The sequence below is a fragment of the Cellulosimicrobium sp. So1_17 genome (genome assembly GCF_055181235.1).
The window spans coordinates 3,245,088-3,266,795 of sequence record NZ_CM143702.1 but is presented as its reverse complement, the minus strand read 5'-3'; the positions used below and the strand labels follow the sequence as shown (position 1 = coordinate 3,266,795).

Annotated in this window: 27 protein-coding genes; 11 read left to right on the top strand and 16 right to left on the bottom strand. The window is 74.0% G+C overall.

What is annotated here, in order from left to right:
* Positions 1 to 11: 11 nt before the first annotated feature.
* Positions 12 to 1,070 (bottom strand): GlxA family transcriptional regulator, encoded by a 1,059-nt coding sequence (locus ACZCLJ_RS14455; RefSeq protein WP_463104219.1) that lies wholly within the window; start codon positions 1,068 to 1,070, stop codon positions 12 to 14.
* A 154-nt stretch (positions 1,071 to 1,224) separates the two neighbouring features.
* Between ACZCLJ_RS14455 and ACZCLJ_RS14450 the strand changes: the two genes are divergently transcribed.
* Positions 1,225 to 1,818 (top strand): hypothetical protein, encoded by a 594-nt coding sequence (locus tag ACZCLJ_RS14450; protein WP_463104218.1) that lies wholly within the window; start codon positions 1,225 to 1,227, stop codon positions 1,816 to 1,818.
* A 123-nt stretch (positions 1,819 to 1,941) separates the two neighbouring features.
* Here the strand turns inward: ACZCLJ_RS14450 and ACZCLJ_RS14445 are convergent, their stop codons facing one another.
* Entirely contained in the window at positions 1,942 to 2,667 is a 726-nt protein-coding gene (locus ACZCLJ_RS14445) for an ABC transporter ATP-binding protein (RefSeq protein ID WP_463104217.1), read from the bottom strand.
* 45 nt (positions 2,668 to 2,712) lie between these two features.
* Positions 2,713 to 3,768, bottom strand: a complete 1,056-nt coding sequence (locus tag ACZCLJ_RS14440) for an ABC transporter permease (RefSeq protein ID WP_463104216.1) — start codon at positions 3,766 to 3,768, stop codon at positions 2,713 to 2,715.
* On the opposite strand from ACZCLJ_RS14440, the gene ACZCLJ_RS14435 reads away from it, so the two are divergent.
* Both ACZCLJ_RS14435 and ACZCLJ_RS14430 read left to right on the top strand, forming a co-directional pair.
* A complete protein-coding gene (locus ACZCLJ_RS14435) occupies positions 3,743 to 5,245 on the top strand; it encodes a histidine kinase (protein ID WP_463104215.1) in 1,503 nt (500 codons plus the stop codon). The genes ACZCLJ_RS14440 and ACZCLJ_RS14435 overlap by 26 nt on opposite strands.
* Positions 5,242 to 5,862 (top strand): response regulator, encoded by a 621-nt coding sequence (locus ACZCLJ_RS14430; protein WP_463104214.1) that lies wholly within the window; start codon positions 5,242 to 5,244, stop codon positions 5,860 to 5,862. Before ACZCLJ_RS14435 ends, ACZCLJ_RS14430 begins: the two co-directional genes overlap by 4 nt.
* Before the next feature lie 164 nt (positions 5,863 to 6,026).
* On the opposite strand, the gene ACZCLJ_RS14425 is transcribed toward ACZCLJ_RS14430, so the two are convergent.
* The gene (locus ACZCLJ_RS14425) at positions 6,027 to 6,413 is read right to left on the bottom strand and encodes a MerR family transcriptional regulator (protein WP_463104213.1); all 387 of its coding nucleotides are present in this window, start codon (positions 6,411 to 6,413) and stop codon (positions 6,027 to 6,029) included.
* A gap of 50 nt (positions 6,414 to 6,463) precedes the next feature.
* On the opposite strand from ACZCLJ_RS14425, the gene ACZCLJ_RS14420 reads away from it, so the two are divergent.
* Positions 6,464 to 7,390 (top strand): NAD(P)-dependent oxidoreductase, encoded by a 927-nt coding sequence (locus ACZCLJ_RS14420; protein WP_463104212.1) that lies wholly within the window; start codon positions 6,464 to 6,466, stop codon positions 7,388 to 7,390.
* A 94-nt stretch (positions 7,391 to 7,484) separates the two neighbouring features.
* Here ACZCLJ_RS14420 and ACZCLJ_RS14415 read toward each other — a convergent pair whose 3' ends face one another.
* The 3 genes from ACZCLJ_RS14415 to ACZCLJ_RS14405 all read right to left on the bottom strand — a co-directional run bounded on the left by ACZCLJ_RS14415 (position 7,485) and on the right by ACZCLJ_RS14405 (position 9,441).
* The gene (locus ACZCLJ_RS14415) at positions 7,485 to 7,841 is read right to left on the bottom strand and encodes an iron chaperone (protein WP_463104211.1); all 357 of its coding nucleotides are present in this window, start codon (positions 7,839 to 7,841) and stop codon (positions 7,485 to 7,487) included.
* A gap of 96 nt (positions 7,842 to 7,937) precedes the next feature.
* Positions 7,938 to 8,810: an RNA polymerase sigma-70 factor gene (locus ACZCLJ_RS14410; RefSeq protein WP_463104210.1), complete on the bottom strand. Its 873-nt coding sequence runs from the start codon at positions 8,808 to 8,810 to the stop codon at positions 7,938 to 7,940.
* Positions 8,811 to 8,814: 4 nt separating this feature from the next.
* Entirely contained in the window at positions 8,815 to 9,441 is a 627-nt protein-coding gene (locus tag ACZCLJ_RS14405; RefSeq protein WP_463104209.1) for a carboxymuconolactone decarboxylase family protein, read from the bottom strand.
* Positions 9,442 to 9,549: 108 nt separating this feature from the next.
* Here ACZCLJ_RS14405 and ACZCLJ_RS14400 point away from each other — a divergent pair, with 108 nt between their 5' ends.
* Positions 9,550 to 10,290, top strand: a complete 741-nt coding sequence (locus ACZCLJ_RS14400; RefSeq protein WP_463104208.1) for a class I SAM-dependent methyltransferase — start codon at positions 9,550 to 9,552, stop codon at positions 10,288 to 10,290.
* A 15-nt stretch (positions 10,291 to 10,305) separates the two neighbouring features.
* On the opposite strand, the gene ACZCLJ_RS14395 is transcribed toward ACZCLJ_RS14400, so the two are convergent.
* The gene (locus ACZCLJ_RS14395; protein WP_463104207.1) at positions 10,306 to 11,667 is read right to left on the bottom strand and encodes a glycerophosphodiester phosphodiesterase family protein; all 1,362 of its coding nucleotides are present in this window, start codon (positions 11,665 to 11,667) and stop codon (positions 10,306 to 10,308) included.
* 155 nt (positions 11,668 to 11,822) lie between these two features.
* Positions 11,823 to 13,136, bottom strand: coding sequence for a glycosyltransferase (locus tag ACZCLJ_RS14390; RefSeq protein WP_463104206.1), 1,314 nt, complete (start codon positions 13,134 to 13,136; stop codon positions 11,823 to 11,825).
* A gap of 127 nt (positions 13,137 to 13,263) precedes the next feature.
* Between ACZCLJ_RS14390 and ACZCLJ_RS14385 the strand changes: the two genes are divergently transcribed.
* From ACZCLJ_RS14385 to ACZCLJ_RS14375, 3 genes are read left to right on the top strand one after another with little or no spacing between them, the layout of a single operon-like run.
* Positions 13,264 to 13,914, top strand: a complete 651-nt coding sequence (locus ACZCLJ_RS14385; protein ID WP_463104205.1) for a TetR/AcrR family transcriptional regulator — start codon at positions 13,264 to 13,266, stop codon at positions 13,912 to 13,914.
* A 38-nt stretch (positions 13,915 to 13,952) separates the two neighbouring features.
* A complete protein-coding gene (locus ACZCLJ_RS14380) occupies positions 13,953 to 14,552 on the top strand; it encodes a sulfite oxidase-like oxidoreductase (RefSeq protein ID WP_251152755.1) in 600 nt (199 codons plus the stop codon).
* The gene (locus ACZCLJ_RS14375) at positions 14,545 to 15,378 is read left to right on the top strand and encodes a ferredoxin reductase (RefSeq protein WP_463104204.1); all 834 of its coding nucleotides are present in this window, start codon (positions 14,545 to 14,547) and stop codon (positions 15,376 to 15,378) included. The genes ACZCLJ_RS14380 and ACZCLJ_RS14375 overlap by 8 nt, the downstream gene beginning before the upstream one ends.
* A gap of 11 nt (positions 15,379 to 15,389) precedes the next feature.
* Here ACZCLJ_RS14375 and ACZCLJ_RS14370 read toward each other — a convergent pair whose 3' ends face one another.
* Positions 15,390 to 15,560, bottom strand: a complete 171-nt coding sequence (locus ACZCLJ_RS14370) for a hypothetical protein (RefSeq protein WP_463104203.1) — start codon at positions 15,558 to 15,560, stop codon at positions 15,390 to 15,392.
* Positions 15,561 to 15,714: 154 nt separating this feature from the next.
* Here ACZCLJ_RS14370 and ACZCLJ_RS14365 point away from each other — a divergent pair, with 154 nt between their 5' ends.
* Positions 15,715 to 17,040, top strand: a complete 1,326-nt coding sequence (locus ACZCLJ_RS14365) for a serpin family protein (RefSeq protein ID WP_463104202.1) — start codon at positions 15,715 to 15,717, stop codon at positions 17,038 to 17,040.
* Between the two features lie 15 nt (positions 17,041 to 17,055).
* Here the strand turns inward: ACZCLJ_RS14365 and ACZCLJ_RS14360 are convergent, their stop codons facing one another.
* Both ACZCLJ_RS14360 and ACZCLJ_RS14355 read right to left on the bottom strand, forming a co-directional pair.
* Positions 17,056 to 17,895: an NAD(P)H-binding protein gene (locus ACZCLJ_RS14360; RefSeq protein ID WP_463104201.1), complete on the bottom strand. Its 840-nt coding sequence runs from the start codon at positions 17,893 to 17,895 to the stop codon at positions 17,056 to 17,058.
* Positions 17,896 to 17,945: 50 nt separating this feature from the next.
* Complete coding sequence (locus ACZCLJ_RS14355) at positions 17,946 to 18,374, bottom strand: Rid family hydrolase (protein WP_251152760.1); 429 nt, start codon at positions 18,372 to 18,374, stop codon at positions 17,946 to 17,948.
* 93 nt (positions 18,375 to 18,467) lie between these two features.
* On the opposite strand from ACZCLJ_RS14355, the gene ACZCLJ_RS14350 reads away from it, so the two are divergent.
* The gene (locus tag ACZCLJ_RS14350; protein ID WP_251152761.1) at positions 18,468 to 18,977 is read left to right on the top strand and encodes a MarR family winged helix-turn-helix transcriptional regulator; all 510 of its coding nucleotides are present in this window, start codon (positions 18,468 to 18,470) and stop codon (positions 18,975 to 18,977) included.
* 49 nt (positions 18,978 to 19,026) lie between these two features.
* Here the strand turns inward: ACZCLJ_RS14350 and ACZCLJ_RS14345 are convergent, their stop codons facing one another.
* Together ACZCLJ_RS14345 and ACZCLJ_RS14340 are read right to left on the bottom strand one after the other, a co-directional pair.
* Positions 19,027 to 19,449: an organic hydroperoxide resistance protein gene (locus ACZCLJ_RS14345; RefSeq protein ID WP_463104200.1), complete on the bottom strand. Its 423-nt coding sequence runs from the start codon at positions 19,447 to 19,449 to the stop codon at positions 19,027 to 19,029.
* 79 nt (positions 19,450 to 19,528) lie between these two features.
* On the bottom strand, positions 19,529 to 19,993 hold the full coding sequence (locus ACZCLJ_RS14340; protein ID WP_463104199.1) for a MarR family winged helix-turn-helix transcriptional regulator: 465 nt from the start codon (positions 19,991 to 19,993) through the stop codon (positions 19,529 to 19,531).
* Between the two features lie 81 nt (positions 19,994 to 20,074).
* Here ACZCLJ_RS14340 and ACZCLJ_RS14335 point away from each other — a divergent pair, with 81 nt between their 5' ends.
* Positions 20,075 to 20,719 (top strand): nucleoside/nucleotide kinase family protein, encoded by a 645-nt coding sequence (locus ACZCLJ_RS14335; protein ID WP_463104198.1) that lies wholly within the window; start codon positions 20,075 to 20,077, stop codon positions 20,717 to 20,719.
* On the opposite strand, the gene ACZCLJ_RS14330 is transcribed toward ACZCLJ_RS14335, so the two are convergent.
* Both ACZCLJ_RS14330 and ACZCLJ_RS14325 read right to left on the bottom strand, forming a co-directional pair.
* The gene (locus ACZCLJ_RS14330; protein WP_463104197.1) at positions 20,716 to 21,081 is read right to left on the bottom strand and encodes a TfoX/Sxy family protein; all 366 of its coding nucleotides are present in this window, start codon (positions 21,079 to 21,081) and stop codon (positions 20,716 to 20,718) included. The two genes, ACZCLJ_RS14335 and ACZCLJ_RS14330, sit on opposite strands and share 4 nt — an antisense overlap.
* Positions 21,078 to 21,707 (bottom strand): pyridoxamine 5'-phosphate oxidase family protein, encoded by a 630-nt coding sequence (locus tag ACZCLJ_RS14325; protein ID WP_463104196.1) that lies wholly within the window; start codon positions 21,705 to 21,707, stop codon positions 21,078 to 21,080. Before ACZCLJ_RS14325 ends, ACZCLJ_RS14330 begins: the two co-directional genes overlap by 4 nt.
* Position 21,708: the final 1 nt, after the last annotated feature.

The following is a 21,708-nucleotide window of genomic DNA, read 5'->3' as shown; positions in this document are numbered from 1 at the left end:
GCAAGCGCAGGCTACGCCGACGAGACCCCGGGCGAAGTGGCTGCTGCGCGGCGCCCGGCGCCGCTGACCTCCCTCGGCCGGTTCTCCTCCTCAGGCCGGTGGGGCGACGCAGCGCGGCGGTGAGCAGCGCGGTACTGCGAGGGCGGGAGGCCGTACTCCGCGGCGAAGGCCTGCCGCAGCGCCTCCGCGGATCCGAGGCCGCAGTCGTGCGCGATGGCACTGACGGTCCGGTCGGTCGACGCGAGCAGCTGCGCGGCCGCCTCGGTCCGGGCCCGCCGGATGTAGCGCGCGGGCGTGCGGCCGAGGTTCCGGACAAAGAGCCGGGTGAGCTGCCGCGGGCTCACACCCGCGTGAGCGGACAGCGCGGCCACCGTGAGGTCGGTGTCGAGCCGGGTGGCGACGAGGTCCACCACGGCCCGCACGCACTCGTCCCGCACGTGCGGGGCCGCGGTGAAGATGCTCATCTGCGCCTGGTTGCCCGGGCGCTGCAGGTAGGTCACGAGAGCGCGGGCCACGCGGCGCGCGACCTCCGGTCCGTTGTCCTCCTCGACGAGCGCGAGCGTGAGGTCGAGGGCGCTGGTCACGCCGGCGGACGTGTACACGTTGCCGTCCCGGACGTAGATGGGTGCCGGGTCGACGCGCACCGACGGGTAGTCCTGCGCGAGCCGGTCCGCATAGCGCCAGTGCGTGGTCGCGCGCCGTCCGTCGAGGAGACCAGCAGCGGCGAGGACCGTCGCCCCGGTGCAGACCGAGGCCACCCTGCGGCTCAGTGCCGCGATCCGACGGACGTGCGTGACGACGAGTGTGTCCGCACCCGCGTCCTCGTGACCGAGCCCTCCCGTCACGACGACCGTGTCGACGTGCTCGACCCACCGCTGCAGGGAGCCTTGGCTCTCGAGCCTCAGGCCGGAGTCGCACGTGACGGGACGGCCCGCCGGGGTGAGCAGCACGACCCGATACGCGGGCCGGGCACCGACGCGGTTGGCCAGGACCAAGGTCGAGGTCACGCACGCGATGTCGAGCAGCTCCGCACCGGCGTAGCCGACGACCGCCACCAGTCGCTCCACCATGAGTCCCCACCCCCGGATTCCCGACGTCCGGTCCAAGGATCCGGACGCCTCTCACCATACCCCCGGGGCGTACCGGCGCTCCGGGGGACGCTGGTCGTCCGACGAGGCCGCGGGGTGTCAGGACGCACCTCGCTCACCGAGAGACGAGGACGTGATGAGCACGCAGCACACCACCCGCACGAGCGCCGCAGCCGGTACGACGACACCGCCGGCGACGGCCACGCGCACGCTCCTGAGCGGCTGGCCCGCCGCCCTGGGACTGGGCGTCGCCGTCCTGCTGCTCGCGATCGGAGCGGCCGACCGCACCACCCTGGCCATCGGCGTGAGCGCCGCAGCGCTGTGCTACCTGGCCGCGGCTGCGTTCGGGCGCCCGTGGGTCGCGTGGGCGAGCATTCTCGGCGCCTCGCTCGTCGTCGTCGCGAGCGAGGTCGCGGGGCTCGCCTGGTGGGCGGGCCTGGGGATCACGGCGCTGACGCTCCTGGGGATCGGCGTCGCTCGCGGGGCGGCACGACCGACGCTCGTCCAGGGGGCCGCGCTTCTCGGCTTCGGTGCCGTCGCCGTGACGGCACTGGTCATCGACCCCGACGTCGGGCTGTGGGTCGCAGGGCTGGCTCTCGCCAGCCATGCCGTGTGGGACGTCATCCACCACCGGCGCAACGACGTCGTGCCGCGTTCCATGGCGGAGGCGTGCCTCTACCTCGACGTCCCGCTCGGCCTGGGATGCATCGCCCTTGCGGTCCTCGGCTGAGGGTGCGGCCCGGTGGCTCGCACTCCGCACGGCGATCCCTCCGTACGCGGAGCCCGCCCGGCGCAGTGGTCACCGGGCCAGCGGTGTGGCCACCCAGGGCATTCGAGGCCATCGAGACCCTGGTCAGGATCGCCCCGGTCTCAGTGGACGCTCTGGACGCGACCCGGTCTTCGTGGGCTCCTCGATGCGGGCGTCGAGCATCCGCACGGTGGCGTCGACGGTCGCGAGGGTCGAGGCGTCGTGCGAGACCAGGAGCGTCGCGGCCGACATCTCCCGGGCCAGACGGGTGATCAGCTCGACCACCTGGGTGCCGCGCTCGTGGTCGAGCGCGGACGTCGGCTCGTCCACGAGCAGCACCTCGGGTCGGCCGACGAGGGCGCGGGCGATGGCGACGCGCTGGCGCTGACCACCGGAGAGCTGTGCGGGCAGCTTGCCGGCGTGGTCGGCCACGCCGACCGCGTCCAGCAGCTCCATGGCCCGGGTGCGCACGCTGGCCGGGCGCTCGCCTCGCAGGTGGGCGTGCAGCTCGAGCTGCTCGAGCGCGGTGAGCGAGCCGAGCAGCTGCGGCGACTGGAACACCATGCCGATGCGCTCGAGCCGCACACGGGTCGACCGTGCCACCGAGGTCTCGGGGGTGAGGACGACGTCCCCGCCGATGGTGACCGTGCCGCGGCTGGGGCGGGTCAGGCCGGCCGCGACGGCCAGGAGGCTGGACTTGCCGGCCCCGGACGGGCCCAGCAGGGCGGTGGTCGTCCCGGCGGGGACGGTGAGGTCGACGTCGTCGACAGCGGTGAGGGTCGTGTCGCCGTCGGGGTAGACGAGGGTGATGTGCTCCAGGTGCAGGTCCACGGTGTCTCCTTCGCAGGGGTCGGATCGTCGGGGTGGTCGGGTGGGTCAACGGGCAGCGAGGGCCGCGTGCGGGTCGATGCGGGTGATGCGGGCCACCGAGACTCCGGCGCCGACCAGGCCGAGCAGGATCAGGGCTGCGGCGGGCACGAGGGTGGTGGCGGCGGTGACGACGACCGGGACGGCGTCGGGCCGCAGGGTCGCGGCTGCCACGGACAGCCCGGTGCCGACGGCGACGCCGCCGATCAGCAGCACCGCGGCCTGTCCGAGGGCGTCGCGCAGCAGGTAGCGGGTGGAGCCGCCGAGTGCCTTGAGCACCGCGATGTCGCCGGAGCGGCTGATGGTCCACACGGTGAAGAACGCGCCCACCACCAGGGCCGAGATGACGAGCAGGAACGCCTGCATCGTGGTCAGCGACGTGTTCTCCCCGGCGAAGGACGACACGGCCGAGCGCGCCTCCGACGTGGTGACGGTCGTCGTGCCGAGCGCGTCGTCCGCCGCAGCGAGGTCGACGTCGCCGGACGTCGTCAGCGCGACGATCGTGGCGACCGGCGCGTCCGCCTGGTCGGCCTGACCGCGGGCCCCGATGTCCTGCCAGTCCTCCAGCGACGTCCACACCACCGGGGTGTGGGAGATGGACTGGTCGGCCTCGACGGTCGCGGCGACGGTGAGCTCGGTGCCGCCGAGCGTCACCGTGTCGCCTACCTGGGCGTCGAGAGCGTCGGCCGCGCCCGGGGTGAGCACGACCGTGCCGGGCTCGACGTCCCCGGCCTCGCCGCCGTCCTCGACGGGTACCAGGGCCGTGCCCTCGTCGACGCCGAGGGCGGTGACCGACGCCGTCGTGCCGTCCGTCTCGGCCCGCGTGGTCGCCACGCCCAACGGCGCGGCGGACTCGACGCCGTCGATGTCGGCCCAGCCCTCCCACTGGTCGGGGTCGACACGCGACGCGGTGAACTCCGGCGCGTCGCCCTCGGCGGGCATGGAGAACACGAGGTGGTCGGCGGGCAGGTCTGTCACGGCCGACGTCGACTCACGGGCCAGCCCGGCCGTGAGGGACGCCAGGAAGGTGACGAGGAACGTGATCAGCACGATCACCACGGACATCAGGACGAAACGGCCGCGGGCATGCTTCAGATCGCGCAGGGCGACGAACATGGAAACCTCCGAACGGGCTGCGCGTGCAGCAGTTGCTGGGACTACCTCCAGCCTCCGCGTCACCGCGCCCGCGGTCATCGCGATCCGGGGTGATCCCTCGGCGCTGAAGGGTGGGCGCGCCGATCAACCTTTCGGACGATGCGTCGGCGCCGGGTCTGGCTACCGTGGACGGGTGATCCGCCACCCCCCGCCCTCGGCGACGCGGGGCCTCATCCGGGGCCTGGACGTCCTGATCGCGGCACTCCTCGTGGTCGCCGTCGCGCAGGCACCGTCGGGCATCGGCTGGCCCGTGCTCCTCGCCGCCGTCGCGTTCAGCGCCCTGTACGTCGGGGGCCGTCTGGTCGTGCGGGTGCACGAACGATCCGTGGACACCCCCAGGGGACGCTGGTGGCCCGACGCCGCGTGGATCGCCGCACTCCTGGTCCCCTGGGCCGCGCTGCTGTGGCTGTCGCCGGCCGCGCTGTGGCTCGCGTTCCCGCTCATGCTGCTGCAGATGCACGTGCTCGGCCCGCACCGAGGCGTCGCCGCGGTCGCCGTCACCACGGTCCTCGCCGTCGCCGAAGGCCTGCTGGTGCAGGCCGACGCAGACGACCACTGGACCGGGTTCGTGCTCGGCCCGGTGCTCGGCGCAGCCGTCGCCGTCGGCGTGGTGCTCGGGATCGAGGCGTTCGTGCGCGAGTCCCAGACACGGCAGCACACCGTCGACGAGCTGACCCAGGTACGCCAGCACCTCGCCCAGGCCGAGCGGGAGCGGGCCGTGACCGACGAGCGGGCCCGCCTGGCCCGCGACATCCACGACACCCTGGCCCAGTCCCTGTCGGCGATCGAGCTGCTGCTCCGCGCGGCGGACGACGCCATCGGCACCGACGACGAGAAGGCAGGGACGCTGATCGACCAGGCGCGCGGCGCAGCACGCGACGGCCTCGACGAAGCCCGGCGCGTCGTGCAGGACCTCACCCCCAGCGACCTCGACCGCACGACCCTCGTCGCGGCGCTGCGCCGGGTGGCGGACCGCACCGCAACCACGTACAACGACACCGACGCCGGACGACGCAGACCGTTGACCGTCACCGTCCGCACCAGCGGCACCGTCCGTTCCCTACCCGTGCCGCTCGAGACCGCCCTGCTGCGGATCGCGCAGTCGGCCCTCGCCAACGTCGCCGAGCACGCAGACGCCACCCGCGCCCAGATGACGCTGACCTATGCCGACGACACGGTCACGCTCGACGTCGTGGACGACGGCGCAGGGTTCGACCCCGCTCACGTCAGCGACGACCGCGCCGCCCACGGGCGAGGCTTCGGCATCCCCGCCATCCGCTCGCGGACCCACGAGCTCGGTGGCACGCTCGCGCTGGAGACCAGTCCCGGGACCGGCACCGCCGTCGCGGTCACCCTGCCCACCCGAGAGACGGAGAGCGCGCGATGATCGACGTCGTCCTGGCCGACGACCACCCCGTGGTCCGCGCCGGGCTGCGAGCCGTCGTCGACAGCCAGCCGGACATGCGTGTCGTGCACGAGACCTCGACCGCCGAGGACCTGCTGGCCTGGCTCGACGACAGCGGCCGAGCCGACGTCATCCTGCTCGACCTACGCTTCGGCGACACTCGGATGGGCGGCGCGACCGCCACCGGAACCATCGTGCGCCGGCACAGCACGCCGGTGCTCGTCGTCACCACCTACGGGACCGACGCCGACATCCTCGCCGCCATCGAGGCCGGCGCGACCGGCTACCTCCTCAAGGACGCGCCCACGGACGAGCTCGCCCGCGCCATCCGGTCGGCCGCTGCCGGCGAGGTCGCCCTCGGCGCAGGCGTGCAACGCCGACTCCTCGGCCGCATGCGCACCCCCGGCGAGAACCTCAGCGCACGCGAGCTCGAGGTCTTGCGACTGGTCGCAGGAGGCCGGTCGAACGACGCCATCGCCCGCGAGCTCTTCGTCTCCGTCGCGACCGTCAAGTCCCACCTGGCGCACATCAACACCAAGCTCGGGACCCAGTCACGCACCGAGGCCGCCGCCACCGCCCGCGACCGCGGCATGCTCTGAGGGACTGGCCGGTCGCGCGGTCCCTCCGTGGAGACCGGGCCACCACGACCGCTGCCGACGAGCTCGCTGTCGCGCTGGATCCAGAGGCAGAGGTCCGTGCCTTGCTCGTGTGACGACTCGGCGAGGACGATCGAGTGCCCGTCCTGCTCGTCGAGACCCCTGCCTCACCGGTCGACGAGCGTCGGGCGGCTCTCACGATCCGTCCGCTCGGCGGCCGCGATGTAGCGGGCGAGCGCGGCGCGGGACCTCTCCAGCCGGGCCGCCTCGTCCTCCAACCGCTGGAGCCGTGTGCGCATCGCGGCCAGCAGCTCGGGACATCCCTCCAGCTCCGGCTCCTCGCCGACGGCGCAGGGCAGCACGTACGCGATGTCCTCGGACGACAGGCCCGCACCGAGGAGGTGTCGGATCTGCGTCACCCGGAGCACGGCGTCCTCGCCGTAGTCGCGATAGCCGTTCGCGCTGCGCTCGGCGTCCAGCAGGCCCTGTGACCCGTAGTAGCGCAGCTGGTGCGCACGGACCCCCGTCCGTCGGCTCAGCTCTCCGATCCGCATGCCGCTCCCCCTTGACCTTCATACCGGTACGAACGTCGACGATTCCCCCCATGGACAACACCTCCGGCACCCCCTCGTCATCCACCCTCCCCGTGTCCGTCGTCGGTCTCGGCCTGATGGGTCGGTCGCTCGCCCGGGCGTTCCTGCGGGCCGGGCACCCCGTCACCGTGTGGAACCGCACCTCGTCCAAGGCTGCACAGCTGGTCGCGGACGGCGCGCGCCTCGCGCCGTCGGCCGGCGACGCCCTCCGCAGCGGCTCCCTCACGGTCCTGTGCCTCACCGACTACGCCGCAGTCCTCGACGTCCTCGACGGGGAAGACGTCGGGCTCGACGGCACCACCGTGGTCAATCTGACCTCGGGCAGCTCGTCCGACGGTCGGGAAGCGGCGCGCCGTGTCGAGCGACGGGGCGCCCGGTACCTGGACGGCGCCATCATGGCCGTCCCGTCTGCGATCGGGACCGCCGACGCGGTCGTGCTGCACAGCGGTCCGAGGTCCGTCTTCGAGAAGCACGAGCCGACCCTTGCAGCGCTGGGCACCGTCACCCACCTCGGCGAGGACCCCGGGCTGGCGGCACTGTACGACGTCGCCGGGCTGACCATGATGTGGAGCGTCCTCGACGCGTGGCTGCACGGCACCGCCCTGCTCCGGACGGCCGGGGTCGACGCCGCGACGTTCGCACCGTTCGCGCAGCAGATCGCGGTCGAGGTGGCCGGCTGGCTGCACGGGTACGCGGAACAGGTCGACCGCGGGTCCTTCCCCGCCGAGGTCTCGACCCTGGAGACCGATGTGCGGGCGATGTCGCACCTGATCGCCGAGAGCGAGGCCGCCGGCGTGAACGACGAGCTGCCACGGCTCATCAAGGCCATCGCGGACCGTTCCGTCGCCGCCGGGCACGGGACCGAGCAGTACCCTGTGCTGATCGAAGAGTTCTCCAAGCCGTCCGGGGCCGGCCAGGCGGAGCCCTCCGGACGCTAGGCCCTGGCGCGATCCTCGACCGGCACGTGCGCGACGTCGTCGTCGAGGAGGCATCGGCAGGCCTTGCGGGTGACCGTCGACCGAGGCTGAGCCGTTAGACCCCGGCGTCCTTGCGTGACGCCAGCACCAACCGTTCGACGAGGTCGTCCGGGATCGGTGCTCGCGGCGAGAAGGTGATGCCGGTCTTGGTTGCCTTGAGTCCGGCGGCCTTGATGTCCTCGGCATGCTCGGAGATGGCGCCTGGGCGGAGATACAGCCCGCACTGCTTGCTGAACGCCGCGTAGCTCGCGACGACCGTGCCGTCGATCGTGAATCCCGGCATGTCGTACGCGACGATCTCTTCCGCTTCCGGCAGGACCCGGGACAGCAGCGTCCGCAGACTTCTCAGGACGGGCTGGAACTGCTCGGGCGCCGCGGCGATGTAGGCGTCGTGGTCGGATGTCGTCGTCATGGAGGCGTCTCGTTCCTGGTTCCTCGTCGTTCCTCGTCGCGGTCAAGGTCGTCGCTGGACGAACCCCGCGGAGAGAAACACCCTAGGCGCACGCCCCTACCGCGCCAGCACCGCCTCGTCGTCGAGCCACGCCAGCTTCTCCGGGTTCGCGATGCCGAAGAGTCGCGTGATCCGGCCGTTCTCGACGACGACTCCCACGGCGCTGGCCAGCTCGCCGTCCATCTCGATCCGCAGGCCCGCCGCGCCGTTGATCCACGCCGGGCTGGCCGTGACGGTCCCCGTGGCCTTGGCGAGCCCACCCACGAGGTACCGCGCCAGCCGGTCCGCCCCCACCACGGGACGACGGGCGGCGGAGACGACACCACCGCCGTCGGACAGGAGCACGACGTCGGGGGCGAGCACGTCGAGCAGGCCCTGCACGTCCCCCGTGGAGAGGGCCGCGAGGAACCGCCCGACCACCTGCCGCTGCTCGTCCCGGTCGACGGCGACGCGCGGCCGCCGCGCCGTGACGTGGTCCCGCGCCCGGTGCGCGATCTGCCGCACCGCCGCCGGCGAGCGGTCGACGGCCTCGGCGATCTCGTCGTACGGCACGTCGAAGACCTCGCGGAGCACGAAGACGGCCCGTTCGGCCGGGCGGAGCGTCTCGAGCACCGTGAGCATCGCGAGCGAGACGCTCTCGGCCAGCTCGACGTCGTCCGCCACGTCGGGGCTCGTCAGCAGCGGCTCGGGCAGCCACTCGCCGACGTAGTCCTCGCGGCGGCGCGAGACCGTCCGCATCCGGTTGAGCGCCAGCCGGGTGACGGTGCGGACGAGGTACGCGCGCGGGTCGCGCACCTCGTCCTGGTCGACGTCGGCCCACCGCAGCCAGGCGTCCTGCACCACGTCCTCGGCGTCGGCCGCGGAGCCGAGCATCTCGTACGCGACCGTGAACAGCAGGCGCCGGTGCACGACGAACGGGTCCTCGCCCATGCGGTCAGCCTGCCACGACGGCGGCCGCCGTGTCCGCGGCGGCGTCCGACGGGCGGGCGGGCGACCGGCGGGCGAGCGGCGGCAGGCCGCACGACGCCGCGAGCTCCTGCGAGCGGATGCCGAGCGCCACGTTCGCCCGGGCCGTGGCGTTCATGAACCCGACCTTGGCGGCCAGCTCCACGAGGGCCGCCGGACCGATGTCGGAGAGCAGCGCGTCGGACAGCTCGTCGGACACGGCGGGCGGCGTCTGGCACATCGCCTCGGCGTACTCCATGACCCGACGCTCGGTCGGTGTGAAGACGTCGGACTCGCGCCACCGCGGGACCTCGCGCGCCCTCGCCTCGTCGAGGCCCTTGTCGTGCGCGAGGAAGTACTGCAGGTCCAGGCAGAACCCGCACCCGACCGTCGCGGCCGTCGCCATGTGCGCGAACGTCGCGAGGTTCGGGTCGAGCCGGTCCCACTTCTCGGCCCTGCGTCCCAGCGCCATCAGGTCCTTGAACACGGCGGGGTTGTTCCACATGACTCCGAGCGAGTCCGGGACCTGTCCGAGCATCCGACGGCTCATCGTCCTGACCAGTGCCCCGTAGACGCCGGTGATCTCGACGGCGGGCACCCGTGCTTCGCTGACCATGTCTCCTCCAGAGGTTCTCGTGGTGTCGACATGGAGACACCGGCCGGGCGGCGGCTGTGACAGCCCGGTTCGAGATCCGGCGCGAGGCCCTCGCCGTAGGGTGGGGCGGTGTCGAGCCTGCACTTCGAGGGGATGGCCGCCGAGTACGCGTCCGCCCGCCCGCCCTATCCGGCGGTCGTCTTCGACGCGTTGGAGGCGGCCGGCGCGATCGGTCGTGGGTTGCGGGTCCTCGAGGTGGGGGCAGGCTCGGGCCTCGCCACCGCGGAGCTCGTGCGCCGCGGGACGGACGTCGTCGCGCTCGAGCCGGGCGAACGCCTGGCCGCGCTCGCGCAGGCCACCGCCCCGGGAGCAGAAGTGCGCGTGGCTCGGCTCGAGGACGCGCGACTGCCCGACGACGCGTTCGACGCCGTCGTCGCGGCGACGGCGATGCACTGGGTGGATCTCGCCGTCGGGCTTCCCGCGCTGCACGCCACGCTGCGGCCCAGCGGTTGGCTCGCCGTCTGGCGGAACGTGTTCGGCGACGACGTCCCCACCCCGTTCCGGAGCCGCGTCGACGAGATCGTGGCGCAGCGCGACCGGACCGACGACGCGCCCGCGCGCGAGGAGCGGCCGACCGTGGCGGAGCTGTCGGCCGGCGGCCTGTTCGAGCACGTCCTGACCGATCGCTGGCACTGGTCGATCGACCTCGACCGCGACCAGGTCCACCGGCTCTTCCGCACGTTCAGCGACTGGACCGCCGACGAGGCGGAGCAGGTCGCGCGTGCGGTCGACGACCTGGGTGGCACGGTGACGGAGCACTACCAGACCGTCCTGCACCTCCTGCGGAGCACAGAGGACCCGCCCGCCTGAGCCGGGGCGACGCGATCAGCCGCAGGCCACGCCCGCGTACGGCACGGTCCGCACCTCGTGGTGCCCGACGCCGTCCCACAGGTACCCGGCGACGGTCGCCGTCCCCGCGGGCACGCTCGTCGCGCGCGAGCTCACGAGCACGTACGCAGCCGCGCCCGGCTGGACCCCGCTGCGCTTCGCGTCGCCGTACGGCGTGGTGAGGCGGACGTCGATCGGGGCCCGCTCGCCGTTGACCGCGTAGACGGCGACGTGCGCGCGGCCGCCCACGCACTGCGCCCGCGCAGCGAGGTCCACGAGCCGCGGGTCGCCCTCCCAGGCGTGGCCCTCCGGGAGGTCGTAGCCGCGGTCGGCGAGGACCTCGCGCAGCACGTCGGGGTGGTCGGTGATGATCCCGTCCACGCCGAGGTCGACCAGGTGCTCGAGCGTGGGACGGTCGTCGACCGTCCACGGCACCACGCGGATCCCGGCGGCGTGCGCGTCGTCGACGAGCTCCTGCGTCGTGAACGGCACGTAGCCGGGGTCGTCGACCGACCCGTTCTGCGGGTCGCCGTGCACCGGCGAGATCGCGTCGGCGCCGAACGAGTCGACCGCGGCGACGAGGTCTCCGCCGAAGTCGTCCATGTCGATGCCTCCGAGCCACGGCGACGCTCCCGGCATCCCCACCTGGAGGAACTGCTGCCCGTTGGTCAGCGCGACGATGGGGAGCTCCGGCATCACCTCGCGCACGCGCATGAGGGACCCCCAGTCGAAGCTCTGGATCGTCACCTGGTCGGCCATGCCCCACGCGCGGACGAGCCCGGTCACGACCTGGACGAACTCCTCGCGCGGCGCCGTCTCGTGCGGCGCGCCGGCCTCGACCTTGGTCTCGACGTTGAGCACGACGTCGTCGGCGCCGTGGTCGCGCACGAGCTGGAACACCTCGGTGAGCAGCATCATGCGCGCGCCCGGCGAGGCCTTCTGGTCCGGGAACTGCGGCTTCGTCACGGACCCGCAGTCGAGCGTGCGCAGCTGCGCCAGCGTGAGGTCCTTGACGTACCGCCCGACGTAGGGGAACTCCGGGTCGCCCGGCGTGGCGGGTCGCGTGTCCCGGCAGACCGTAGGCGTCGTGCGCCGGTCGTGCGTCACGACCGCCTGCCCGTCCTCGGTGATCTGCACGTCGAGCTCGAGGGTCGTGACGCCCATCCGCAGCGCCTCGGAGAACGACGCGACCGAGCTCTCGACGTTCAGACCGACGCCGCCGCGGTGGGCCTGGGCGTCGAACGACGGCAGGTCCGCGCCGGGCGGCGGGACCGCGGGCGCGGCGACCGCGGCGGCTCCGGTGCCGCAGGCGAGCACCGCCGCGAGGGCCGCGGCGAGGAGCGGTGCACGACGGTTCACGGGTTCATCCCCTTCTCTCCTTCGACGGGCACGCTGCCGCGTGCCGCGCGCCCGAGGCTAGGCAGGGCGAGTGGCGCGAGGCCCACACCGGGGCGTCGCGCGCGTGAACAGCGGGTGACCGGGCGCGACCGGCCCCGAGCGCGGTGGGTACCGTCTCAGCCGTCGATCGCGGTCCGGGCCGCAGCGCCCACGAGCCCTTCGACGACGTCGACCACGCCGTCCGTCCCGGGCGACGCGGCGATGCGTTCGCCGATCCGCGCGCTCGCGGCCGCGTAGGTGGTGTCGTCGAGCACGCGCCGGACCGCGCGCCGCACCTGGGACGGCCGCGGCTCGTTCGTCCGCAGCCGGACGCCCGCGCCGGACCAGGCGACGCGCGCGGCGACCTCGGCCTTGTCCTCGGTCTTCCCCGCGACGACGATCGGCACGCCGTGGCGCAGCGCGTGGTGGACGCCGCCGTACCCGCCGTTCGTCACGTAGGCGGCGGTCCGCGGGAGCAGTGACTCGTACGGCAGGTACTCCGCCGCGCGGGCGTTCTCCGGCAGCGCGCCGAGGGCCTCGACGGGCCGTCCCCCCGTCGCCGCGACGACGAGGACGTCCTCGTCCGCGAGGGCGCGGATCGTGGGCAGGAGGAGCTGGTCCAGGTCCTCGTTCGCGACGGTGCCCTGCGTGACGTGGACGACCGGTCGCGACCCGTCGAGGTCGCTCCACCAGGTGGGCAGGGCCGGGCCGCCCGACCCCGCGGCACTGGACGCCGCGGGCGGGCCGACGTAGTGCACCGGCGTCGACACGTCGGGGCGCGGGTACTCGAACGCCTCGACCGTGAGCTGGGCGATCGCGTCGGCGTGGGCGGGCCAGCCGAGGAAGAACCCGTCGAGCGGCCGCTCCCCTGCGGCCCGCACCAGCTCGGCGGTCGCCTCCTGGGCAGGGGCGAGCGAGCGCTCGACGACGCGCTGCAGCACCCGGTTGCGCACGACCCCGAGCCGGCCCGACGCCGGCAGCACGCCCAGACCGAACGGCGCGGTGTGCGCGCTCGTCAGACCGAGCGGGAAGATGCCGAGCGCGACCAGCGGCGGGCGGCGGTCCGCGGGCGTGGCCGCGAGCGCCGTCGCGCCGAGGAACAGGGGCTCGACGAGCACGGCGTCGGCCGGCCGGTCGGCGAGGGCGGCGAGCACCGCACGGTGCTGGGCGTGCCCGGGCCCGACGAAGATCTGCAGCATGTCGTACCGGATGGCGTCGAGGCCGGTCCGCCCCTCGCGCCCGGGGAAGTGCCCGGCGAGGTCGCGGTCGTCGAAGTCGGCCTCGGCGGGCAGCGGCAGGTGCTGCGCCCCGGCGGCGGTGACGGCCGCGGCGAAGCGGGCGCCGGTGAGGAACCGGACGTCGTGGCCGCGGGCGACGAGGCTGCGCGTGACGGCGAGCAGCGGCGTGACATGGGCGTGGACGGGGGTCGAGCACAGGAGGACGGAAGCCATCGGACGTGCCTTTCGTGGGGAGCGCTACGGGTGGAGAGAGGTCTGCGAGGCGCGGACCGGGCCGTCCGGCTGTGAGAAGATCGACCAACCGTCGAAAGTATTCATCACCCTCAGGGGGTAGTCAATAGTGGTCCCTCGTGCCTACTCGTCCGACCTGCGTGCCGAGCAGGCCGCACTCACCCGCGAGCGCGTCGTGCGGGCCGCCGCCACCGAGCTCGCCGAGAACGGCTACGACCGCACGACCCTCGTGCGCGTCGCCGAGCGGGCCGGCGTCTCGCTCGAGACCGTCAAGTCCCACGGCCCCAAGCGGGCACTGCTGCTCGCCGCGTTCGAGCTGACGTTCGGCGGCTCCGTGGGCCCGCAGTCGCTCGCCGAGCGACCCGAGGGTCGCGACGTCGTCGCCCTGACGGAGCCCGACGCCTTCCTCGACGGGATGGTCGCGCTCGTCGCGGACGCCAACGCGCGCGTCGCCGGGCTGTGGCCGGCATTCACCGCGGCGGCCCAGGGCGACGACCAGGTCGCCGCGGAGCTCGAGGCGCTGTTCGAGCGCCGCCGGACCACCGTCCGCGCGAGCGTCGACCTCCTCGTCGCGCACGGGTTCATGCTCCGCACCTCCCGCGACGACGCTGCCGAGACGCTGTCGTACGTGTTCGCCCCCGAGGGCCGGGCCCACTTCGTCACGAGCGCCGGGTGGTCGGACACGGCGTACCGCGCCTGGCTGCGCGACGCCGTCGTGCGGCTCGTGGCGACACCCCCCGGAGCCGCGCCGGTCACCTGACGGATGACGCGCCGTCGGGCACGGGCCTACCGTGAGGCATGAGCACCCTCACCCCCGGCTTCCAGGGCCGACCGAGACCGCAGGGCGTCGCCCTGCCGCCCGGGCAGTACGTCGAGGACGGGTTCCCCGTCCTCTCCGCGGGACCCACCCCGCGCGTCGACACGAGCACGTGGCGGCTCGACGTCGTCACCGAGACCGGTGCCACGCACACCTGGACGTGGGCCGACCTGATGCGACTCCCCCAGGACGAGCCCACGGTCGACATCCACTGCGTCACCCGGTGGTCGAAGTTCGGCACGACGTGGCGCGGCGTCTCGCTCGACACGCTCCTCGCCGACGTGGAGTCGACGGCCGACTTCGCGATGGTCGGCTGCTACGGCGGGTACACGACCAACCTTCCCGTCGCCGAGCTGCTCGGCGGCAAGGCGTGGATCGCCCACACGTTCGAGGGTGCGCCGCTGCACCCGGTCCACGGCGGCCCGGCGCGGCTCGTCGTGCCGCACCTGTACTTCTGGAAGTCCGCGAAGTGGGTCAACCGCATCACGCTCATGCCCATGGACGAGCAGGGCTTCTGGGAGCGGCTCGGCTACCACGACCTCGGGGACCCGTGGCGCGAGCAGAGGTACCAGGGTGACTGAGGAGGTGACCGACGGCGTCGCCTCCCCGGGCGCCGCGGAGCAGGCCGGCGGCGCCCGGCTCGGGGCGCGATACGCCATGCCGTCGGGCTGGCGCGTCGCCACGCTCGTCGACGCGTGGGCGGAGAGCCCGACGGCGCGCACCCTCGTCCTCGAGGTCCCCGACTGGCCGGGGCACCTCGCCGGGCAGCACCTCGACCTGCGCCTCACCGCGCCCGACGGCTACACGGCCGAGCGCAGCTACTCGGTCGCGAGCCCGGCGACCGACCCCTCGGCGTCCGCCCGCGTCGAGGTGACCGTGCAGCGCGTGCCCGGCGGCGAGGTGTCCGGCTATCTCGCGGACGCGTTCACGGTGGGCGACGCGATCGAGGTCCGCGGGCCGATCGGCGGCTGGTTCGTGTGGTCGCCCGAGCACGACGCCGGGACCCCCGTCCTCCTGGCAGCCGGCGGGTCCGGGATCGCGCCGCTCATGGCGATGCTCCGCACCCGGCGCGACGACGGCGACCGCACGCCGTTCCGCCTCGTGTACTCGGTGCGCCGACCGGAGGACCGTCTCTACGTCGACGAGCTGGCCCGGCTCGCCCGCGCCGGCGACGGCCTCGACGTGAGCATCGCGTTCACGCGCGCCGCGCCGCTCGACTCGCGGCGTGGCCCTGGCCGGCTCACGCTCGCGGAGCTCGGCGCGTGGGGGTGGCCTCCCGAGCTCGGGCCCGCGTGCTTCGTGTGCGGGCCGACGGGGTTCGTCGAGGCGGTGTCGCGCACGCTCGTCGGGCTGGGGCACGACCCGGCGCGCGTGAAGACGGAGCGCTTCGGCCCCGCGGGCGACTGAGCGCGGGGCGACTACTGCGGCGGCTCGACGGTCGCGTGCGCCCACGCACGCGCCCGCTCCTCGCGCTCCGCGAGCACGCTGCGGAGCAGCTTGATCGTCAGCACGAGGGCCCAGACGACGAGGACGGCCACCGTCGCGATGACGAGGACGTAGGCGAGGATCAGGAACGGATAGATGGCCATGGGCGGACCCTAGCGGGCGACGACCGTCCGCCTGCGCGCACTGCCTGGTGGCGAGACGCGCAAGGTCTGCGCGCGCCGCCACACAGTCCGGGCAGGGGCATCGCGCGGACGGGACGACCGTGCGGCGCCGACGGGCGACGGCACGGGGGACGCCATGGGAACCAGGGCACGCGGCACCGCGAGGGCACGGTACGGACCGCTGCAGCACGTCGCGGGGGCGGCCGTCGCGGTCGCCGTGCTCGCCGGGTGCGGCGGGCCGCGCTCCACGCCGCCTGACCTGCCGCTCGTGACGGCCGACGTACCCCGCGAGATCACGGCGGTCGCCGACGCCGGGTCCGTCCCCGACGTCGTCGCGGCGACCGACCGGCTCGGGTCGACCCTGCTCGCGTCCGCCCCCGCCGAGGGGAACGTCGTGGTGTCCCCGGCGAGCGTCGTCGTCGCGCTCTCGATGCTCGCCGAGGGCGCCCGCGGCGACACGGCCGCCGCGCTCGACGACGCGCTCGGCGCGTCCGGCACCGCACGGACCGAGGCGGTCGGTGCGCTCCTCGCCGCGCTCGAGGAGCACGACGGCGACCCGGCGACCGTCCGGGCGGACGAGCTCCCGAAGAAGCCGCTCGCCCACGTCGCGAACCAGGTCGTGGTCGACCACGAGGCACGCCTGCACGCCTCCTACCTCGACGCGCTCGCCGCCGGCTACGGCGCAGGCGTCCTGCCGACCGACCTCGGCTCGACGGCCGGGATCGAGCCCTTGAGCGACTGGGTCCGCTACCACACCGGCGGTCTCGTCGACGGCTCGGCGATCGAGCCCGACCCCGACCTGCGCCTCGTGCTGCAGAACGCGACACTCTTCGCCGCGCGCTGGCAGGAGCCGTTCGAGGACTCCGAGACGACGGAGCGCCCCTTCTTCCTGGCGTCGGGCGAGGAGGTCCGGGCCGAGTCGCTGCGGCAGACGAGCGTGGCGCGGTACGCCGAGGTCGACGGCTGGCGCGCCGTACGGCTGCCCTACGTCGAGGCGTTCCACGCGGATGTCGTCCTCCCGCCCGAGGGGACCGACCCCGCGTCCCTCCCGGCCGGGACGAGCGCGGCGCTGCGGGACGCGCTCGCCGCGGCGGGTCCTGTGCCGGTCGACCTCACGATGCCCACGCTCGACGTGCCCGCCGAGGAGCCGCTGGACCTCCAGCCGGCGCTGACCGCGGCCGGCCTCGGCGCGCTCTTCGTCCCGTTGCCGCCACCGGACCTCTCCGGCGTCAGCGGGGAGGAGCTGTTCCTGTCGCAGGCGAAGCAGCAGTCGATCCTGCAGGTCGACGCCGAGGGCACCGTCGCCGCGGCGGTCACGGAGCTGGGGATCTCGGCGGCGTCCGCCGAGGTCCCGATCGAGCCCGTCGTCGTGCACGTCGACCGCCCGTACGTCTTCTCCGTGGCCCACTCCGAGACGGGTTGGGCCCTCTTCACGTCCGCGATCCGCGACCCGCGGCACTGAGGTCGGCGCCCGCGGCTACGGACTCGACCACTCACCGGCCGCCGTCGCGTCGGCGACGAACGCCTCCAGGGAACGCGCCGGCCGGCCCGTCAGGCGCGGCACGTCGTCCGTGACGACGGCGAAGTGCCCGGCGCGCACGCGCTCGTACGTGAGGGCGGTCAGCTCCCGCTCGAACCCGGTGAGCCCGTCCAGAGCCTCCTCGGCCCCGAGCTCGGTGTAGACGACCACCCGGCCGAGGGCTGCGGACAGGAGCTCCGCCGTCCGGGTGTGGAGCACGGCCTGCGGGCCGGAGAGCTCGAACGTCCGGCCGGCGTGCTCCCGGTCGAGCAGGGCGAGCTCCGCGACCTCGGCGATGTCGCGCACGTCGGTCCACGCCACGGGCGCCTCCGCGTGCGGGAAGGCGAGCTCTCCGCCGGCGATCTGGTCGCGCAGGAACCGGGGGTCCGTCATGACCTGCATGAACCAGCCGGGCCGCAGGACGGTCCAGGACCGCCCGCTCGTCCGGACGGCCTGCTCCACGCGGGAGGACCAGCCCTGCGGTCCGGACTGCTCCGGGTCGCGCTCGGAGAGCAGGACGACGTGGGTCGAGGCCGACGTCGTCGCGAGGTACGAGGCGACGAGCTCCGGAGCGTCCGCCCGGAGCGGCACGACGACGAAGACCGCGTCGACACCCGCGCTGGCGCGGGCCCAGCCGTCCGGCCTGTCCCAGGAGAGCTCGACCGGGACGACGCCGTCACGCGTGACGCGCGCGGGGTCGGTGCTCCCGCCGAGCAGCTCGACGTCGTCCCGCGGCGCGAGCCGGTCGGCGAGCGCCGACCCGGTCTTCCCGCGGACGGAGGTGATGAGGATGCGCATCGTGCCTGCCCTTCCGTTCGGAGCCTGGTGGTCGTGCGCGGTCGGGCGGGTCAGGAGCCGGTGCTCTCCGGCACGACCGCGGTGACCCGGATCTCGACCCGCATGCCGACGGCGCCGAGGGCGGCGACGCCGATCTCGGTCCAGACCGGCGCCCGGTCGCCCATCCGCTGGCGGAACTGCTCGACCATCACCGCGGTGTGCTCGTCGCCGATCTCGTCCGGGCGCGTGGGGACGTGGAAGCTGTCGACGGCGACGACGTCGCGCCAGGTGGCGCCCGCCAGCGCGAGGGTGCGCTCGACGTTGTCGAAGGCCCGGACGATCTCCTCCCCCAGGTCCTCGGGGAAGCGGATCTCGTCGTCCCAGCCGCCCTGGCCGGAGAGGTGGACGACGTCGCCGAGGCGCACCGCCTGCTGGTAGTGGAGGCGCTCACGCATCATGTCGCCGTAGCCGGGGGTGGCGAAGAACTGGGGGGTGACCATGGGAACTCCTTCGATTGTCACTTCAGGCGTGAAATGAACGTAGCACTCCTGACTTCACCTGTGAAGTGAGTGCGCGCTGTTAGAGTCGGCTCCATGCCGGAACCGACCCAGGACGCGCAGGTCGGCGCGGACGCCGAGGACGAGCCGCGCTGGCTCTCCCCGAGCGAGAAGGAGGCCTGGACGGGCGCCGTCTCCCTGATGCTCCTGCTGCCGAACCGCCTGGAGTCGGCCGTCCAGCGCGCGGCCGGACTGACCCTCTTCGAGTACCTGACGCTGAGCCACATGTCGGAGGCGCCGGACCGCCGCCTGGTGATGAGCGAGCTGGCATACCTGACCAACGGCTCGCTGTCCCGCCTGTCCAACGTCATGAAGAGGTTCGAGGCCCGCGGCTGGGCCTACCGCCACCCCGACCCGGACGACGGGCGGCGGACGATCGCGGTGCTCACGGACGAGGGCTGGGCGAAGGTGGTCGAGGCGGCCCCCGCGCACGTGCGGTCCGTGCGCGAGCACGTGCTCGACCCGCTGACGGTCACCGACCAGCGGGCGCTCGCCCGGATCGCGGAAAAGCTGCGGACCCGGCCGGAGGACTTCACGGCCTCGTGAGGGGACCCCGGGTCTCGCGAGCACGCGCGACCCGGGGTCGACCTTCCGGTCAGTCCTCCACGACGGAGACCGTGACGTCGATGTTGCCGCGCGTCGCGTTCGAGTACGGGCAGACCTGGTGGGCCGCCTCGACGAGCTCCTGCGCGACGTCGTGAGGGACGTCCGGGAGGACGACCTCGAGGTGGACGGCGAGGCGGAAGCCGGACTCGCCGTCGGGGCCGATCTGGACGCGCGCGCCGACGGACGAGTCGTGGAGCGGGATCTTGCGCGCCCGGGCGACCGACTGCACGGCCGAGTGGAAGCACGCGGAGAAGCCGGCGGCGAACAGGAGCTCCGGGTTCGCGGCGCCGCCCGCGCCGCCCATCTCGCGCGGGACGGCGAGGTCGAGGTCGAGCATCCCGTCGCTCGTGCGGACGTTGCCGTTCCGGGCGCCCCCGGTCGAGAGGGCCTCGGCGGTGTACAGCGGAGTCATGCAGTTCCTTTCGTCGGCCGGGGCCGTGCCCCGGGAGCACCGCGCGGACGTCCGCGCGGTGGAGCGGGAGGACGAGGGGTCAGCCGGCGTGGCGGGTGGACGCCGTCACGGCCTTCATGCCGTCCGTCAGCCCGTGGACCGCGTCCCGCAGCCGGCGGGCCTGGTCCAGGTCCAGGCCCATCGCCTCGTAGACGCGCCGGGGGACGTCGCCGAGCTCGTCATGGAGCGCGAGGCCGCGGTCGGTGAGCCGTGCCACCACGACCCGTTCGTCCGTCTCGTCGCGCGTGCGCACCAGGAGTCCCGCGCGCTCCATGCGCCGCAGGAGCGGGGAGAGCGTCCCCGAGTCGAGGCCGAGGCACGCGCCGAGCTCCCCGACCGTCCGGCTCTCGTGCACCCACAGGTCGACGAGCACCAGGTACTGGGGGTAGGTGAGGTCCCACGGCGCGAGCAGCGCCCGGTAGGCCTGCGTCGTCGCGCGTGCCGCGGCGTACAGGGAGAAGCAGACCATGTCGCCGACGTCGGTCGGCGGGCTCGCGGTGCTCACCTCCACATCATGGCGCACAACCTGGTTGTGCACAACCTATTCCGGTCGGACCATGTCCCCGTCCTCCGGGACACTGGCGGCATGGAGACCGAGGTGGACGACCTGGGCGCGCTGGTCGCCCGCGTGCGCGCGCTGCAGGACCGGGCGGACGACGGGCGGGTCGTGGTGGGGATCACCGGCAGCCCCGGCGCGGGCAAGACCACGCTGGCCGTCCGGCTCACGGAGGCCCTCGGCCCCGAGGCCGTCCACCTGCCGATGGACGGGTTCCACCTCGCGAACACGACGCTCGACCGGCTCGGCCGGCACGACCGCAAGGGCGCGCCCGACACGTTCGACGGCTGGGGGTTCGTCGCCCTGCTGGGCCGCGTGCGCGACGAGGTCGGCCACCCGGTGTACGCGCCGTCGTTCCACCGCGAGGTCGACGAGCCCGTGGCCGGCGAGATCGCCGTGGGTCCCGAGCACCGGGTCGTCGTCGTGGAGGGCAACTACCTCCTCGTGGCGGAGGAGCCGTGGGGGCGCGTGCGCGACCTGCTCGACGAGGCGTGGTTCTGCCGCGCCACCGACGAGGAGCGCCGGCGACGGCTCGTCGACCGCCACACGCGGCACGGGCGCACGGTCGAGGCGGCGACCGCCTGGGCGGCCGAGGTCGACGGCCGCAACGCCCTCGTCGTCGAGGCGACGCGGTCGCGGGCCGACGTCGTCGTCTCCGGCGTGATCCCGGACTAGCCCTCGGTCTGCCCTCCTGTCGCGGCCCGGTGGTGCTCCAGCGCGACGCCGAGCCAGGACGACAGGCCGTCGCCGGCGACGGCGGTGGCGTCGACCGCGACCCAGCCGGGCCCCATGTCGCGGCCCGCGCCCATCTCGGCCTGCGCGGCGCCCGGTCGCGCGACGAGCTCGTCGTGACGGCGGGCATCGACGCGGACGAGGAGGTCTCCGCCGCGGAGCGCGCTGACCACCAGCGCGTCGTCGACCATGAAGGACCGCCCACCGAACATCGACACCTCGCGCACCGACGGCTCGTCGGCGAGCAGGGCCCGGAGCCGGCCGACCAGCTCGTCGCGTGCCACCGTCGCGGCGTCGCCCGTCATGACGCACCCGCAGTGCGTGTCTCACGGCCGTCGCCGTCGAACCGCCAACGCATCGCGGCGTGCTCCGCCGTCCGCTCGTACGCGAAGACGACCTCGGGCCGGACGGCGAAGACGAGCGCCTCGCCGCCGTCCCCGTGCCGGAACGTCCCGTCCTGCACGCTGAACGCCCACTCGTCGCCGTACTTGCACCGCCACCGCTCGGCGAGCCGGTGCAGCGCGGCGTCGTCCGTCACGCGCACCGCCTCGCCCTCCACGACGACGTCGAGCGCGTCGACGTACGCGTTCGTCCCCGTCGTCAGGACGACGTGCGGGTTCTCCGCCAGGTTGCGCGCCTTGCGCTCCTCGGGGCCCGTGGTGAGGTGCAGGCACCCGTCGGCGACGACGGTCATGAGGGGGGTGACGTGCGGCCGCCCGTCAGGTCGCACCGTCGAGATCCACGAGATGTCGGCGCGCTCGAGCACCCGCCGCACGGTCTCCCACGGCACGGGCCGCGCGCCCGGCGAGCTGTAGCCGGGGATCAGCGTCCCCGCGGGGTCGCCGGGCGTCTCGACCGTGTCGGCGGAGGTCGGGCGGGAGGTCGGTCCGGAGGTCGGGATGTCGGCGGTGTCGTCGGGGGTGGCGGTCACG

Excerpts from the sequence above, each read along its gene's own strand:
- ACZCLJ_RS14455 (WP_463104219.1), bottom strand. The coding sequence starts at position 1,070 with ATGGTGGAGCGACTGGTGGCGGTCGTCGGCTACGCCGGTGCGGAGCTG.
- ACZCLJ_RS14450 (WP_463104218.1), top strand. The coding sequence starts at position 1,225 with ATGAGCACGCAGCACACCACCCGCACGAGCGCCGCAGCCGGTACGACG.
- ACZCLJ_RS14440 (WP_463104216.1), bottom strand. The coding sequence starts at position 3,768 with ATGTCCGTGGTGATCGTGCTGATCACGTTCCTCGTCACCTTCCTGGCG.
- ACZCLJ_RS14430 (WP_463104214.1), top strand. The coding sequence starts at position 5,242 with ATGATCGACGTCGTCCTGGCCGACGACCACCCCGTGGTCCGCGCCGGG.
- ACZCLJ_RS14425 (WP_463104213.1), bottom strand. The coding sequence starts at position 6,413 with ATGCGGATCGGAGAGCTGAGCCGACGGACGGGGGTCCGTGCGCACCAG.
- ACZCLJ_RS14420 (WP_463104212.1), top strand. The coding sequence starts at position 6,464 with ATGGACAACACCTCCGGCACCCCCTCGTCATCCACCCTCCCCGTGTCC.
- ACZCLJ_RS14415 (WP_463104211.1), bottom strand. The coding sequence starts at position 7,841 with ATGACGACGACATCCGACCACGACGCCTACATCGCCGCGGCGCCCGAG.
- ACZCLJ_RS14410 (WP_463104210.1), bottom strand. The coding sequence starts at position 8,810 with ATGGGCGAGGACCCGTTCGTCGTGCACCGGCGCCTGCTGTTCACGGTC.
- ACZCLJ_RS14405 (WP_463104209.1), bottom strand. The coding sequence starts at position 9,441 with ATGGTCAGCGAAGCACGGGTGCCCGCCGTCGAGATCACCGGCGTCTAC.
- ACZCLJ_RS14390 (WP_463104206.1), bottom strand. The coding sequence starts at position 13,136 with ATGGCTTCCGTCCTCCTGTGCTCGACCCCCGTCCACGCCCATGTCACG.
- ACZCLJ_RS14380 (WP_251152755.1), top strand. The coding sequence starts at position 13,953 with ATGAGCACCCTCACCCCCGGCTTCCAGGGCCGACCGAGACCGCAGGGC.
- ACZCLJ_RS14370 (WP_463104203.1), bottom strand. The coding sequence starts at position 15,560 with ATGGCCATCTATCCGTTCCTGATCCTCGCCTACGTCCTCGTCATCGCG.
- ACZCLJ_RS14365 (WP_463104202.1), top strand. The coding sequence starts at position 15,715 with ATGGGAACCAGGGCACGCGGCACCGCGAGGGCACGGTACGGACCGCTG.
- ACZCLJ_RS14360 (WP_463104201.1), bottom strand. The coding sequence starts at position 17,895 with ATGCGCATCCTCATCACCTCCGTCCGCGGGAAGACCGGGTCGGCGCTC.
- ACZCLJ_RS14355 (WP_251152760.1), bottom strand. The coding sequence starts at position 18,374 with ATGGTCACCCCCCAGTTCTTCGCCACCCCCGGCTACGGCGACATGATG.
- ACZCLJ_RS14350 (WP_251152761.1), top strand. The coding sequence starts at position 18,468 with ATGCCGGAACCGACCCAGGACGCGCAGGTCGGCGCGGACGCCGAGGAC.
- ACZCLJ_RS14345 (WP_463104200.1), bottom strand. The coding sequence starts at position 19,449 with ATGACTCCGCTGTACACCGCCGAGGCCCTCTCGACCGGGGGCGCCCGG.
- ACZCLJ_RS14335 (WP_463104198.1), top strand. The coding sequence starts at position 20,075 with ATGGAGACCGAGGTGGACGACCTGGGCGCGCTGGTCGCCCGCGTGCGC.
- ACZCLJ_RS14330 (WP_463104197.1), bottom strand. The coding sequence starts at position 21,081 with ATGACGGGCGACGCCGCGACGGTGGCACGCGACGAGCTGGTCGGCCGG.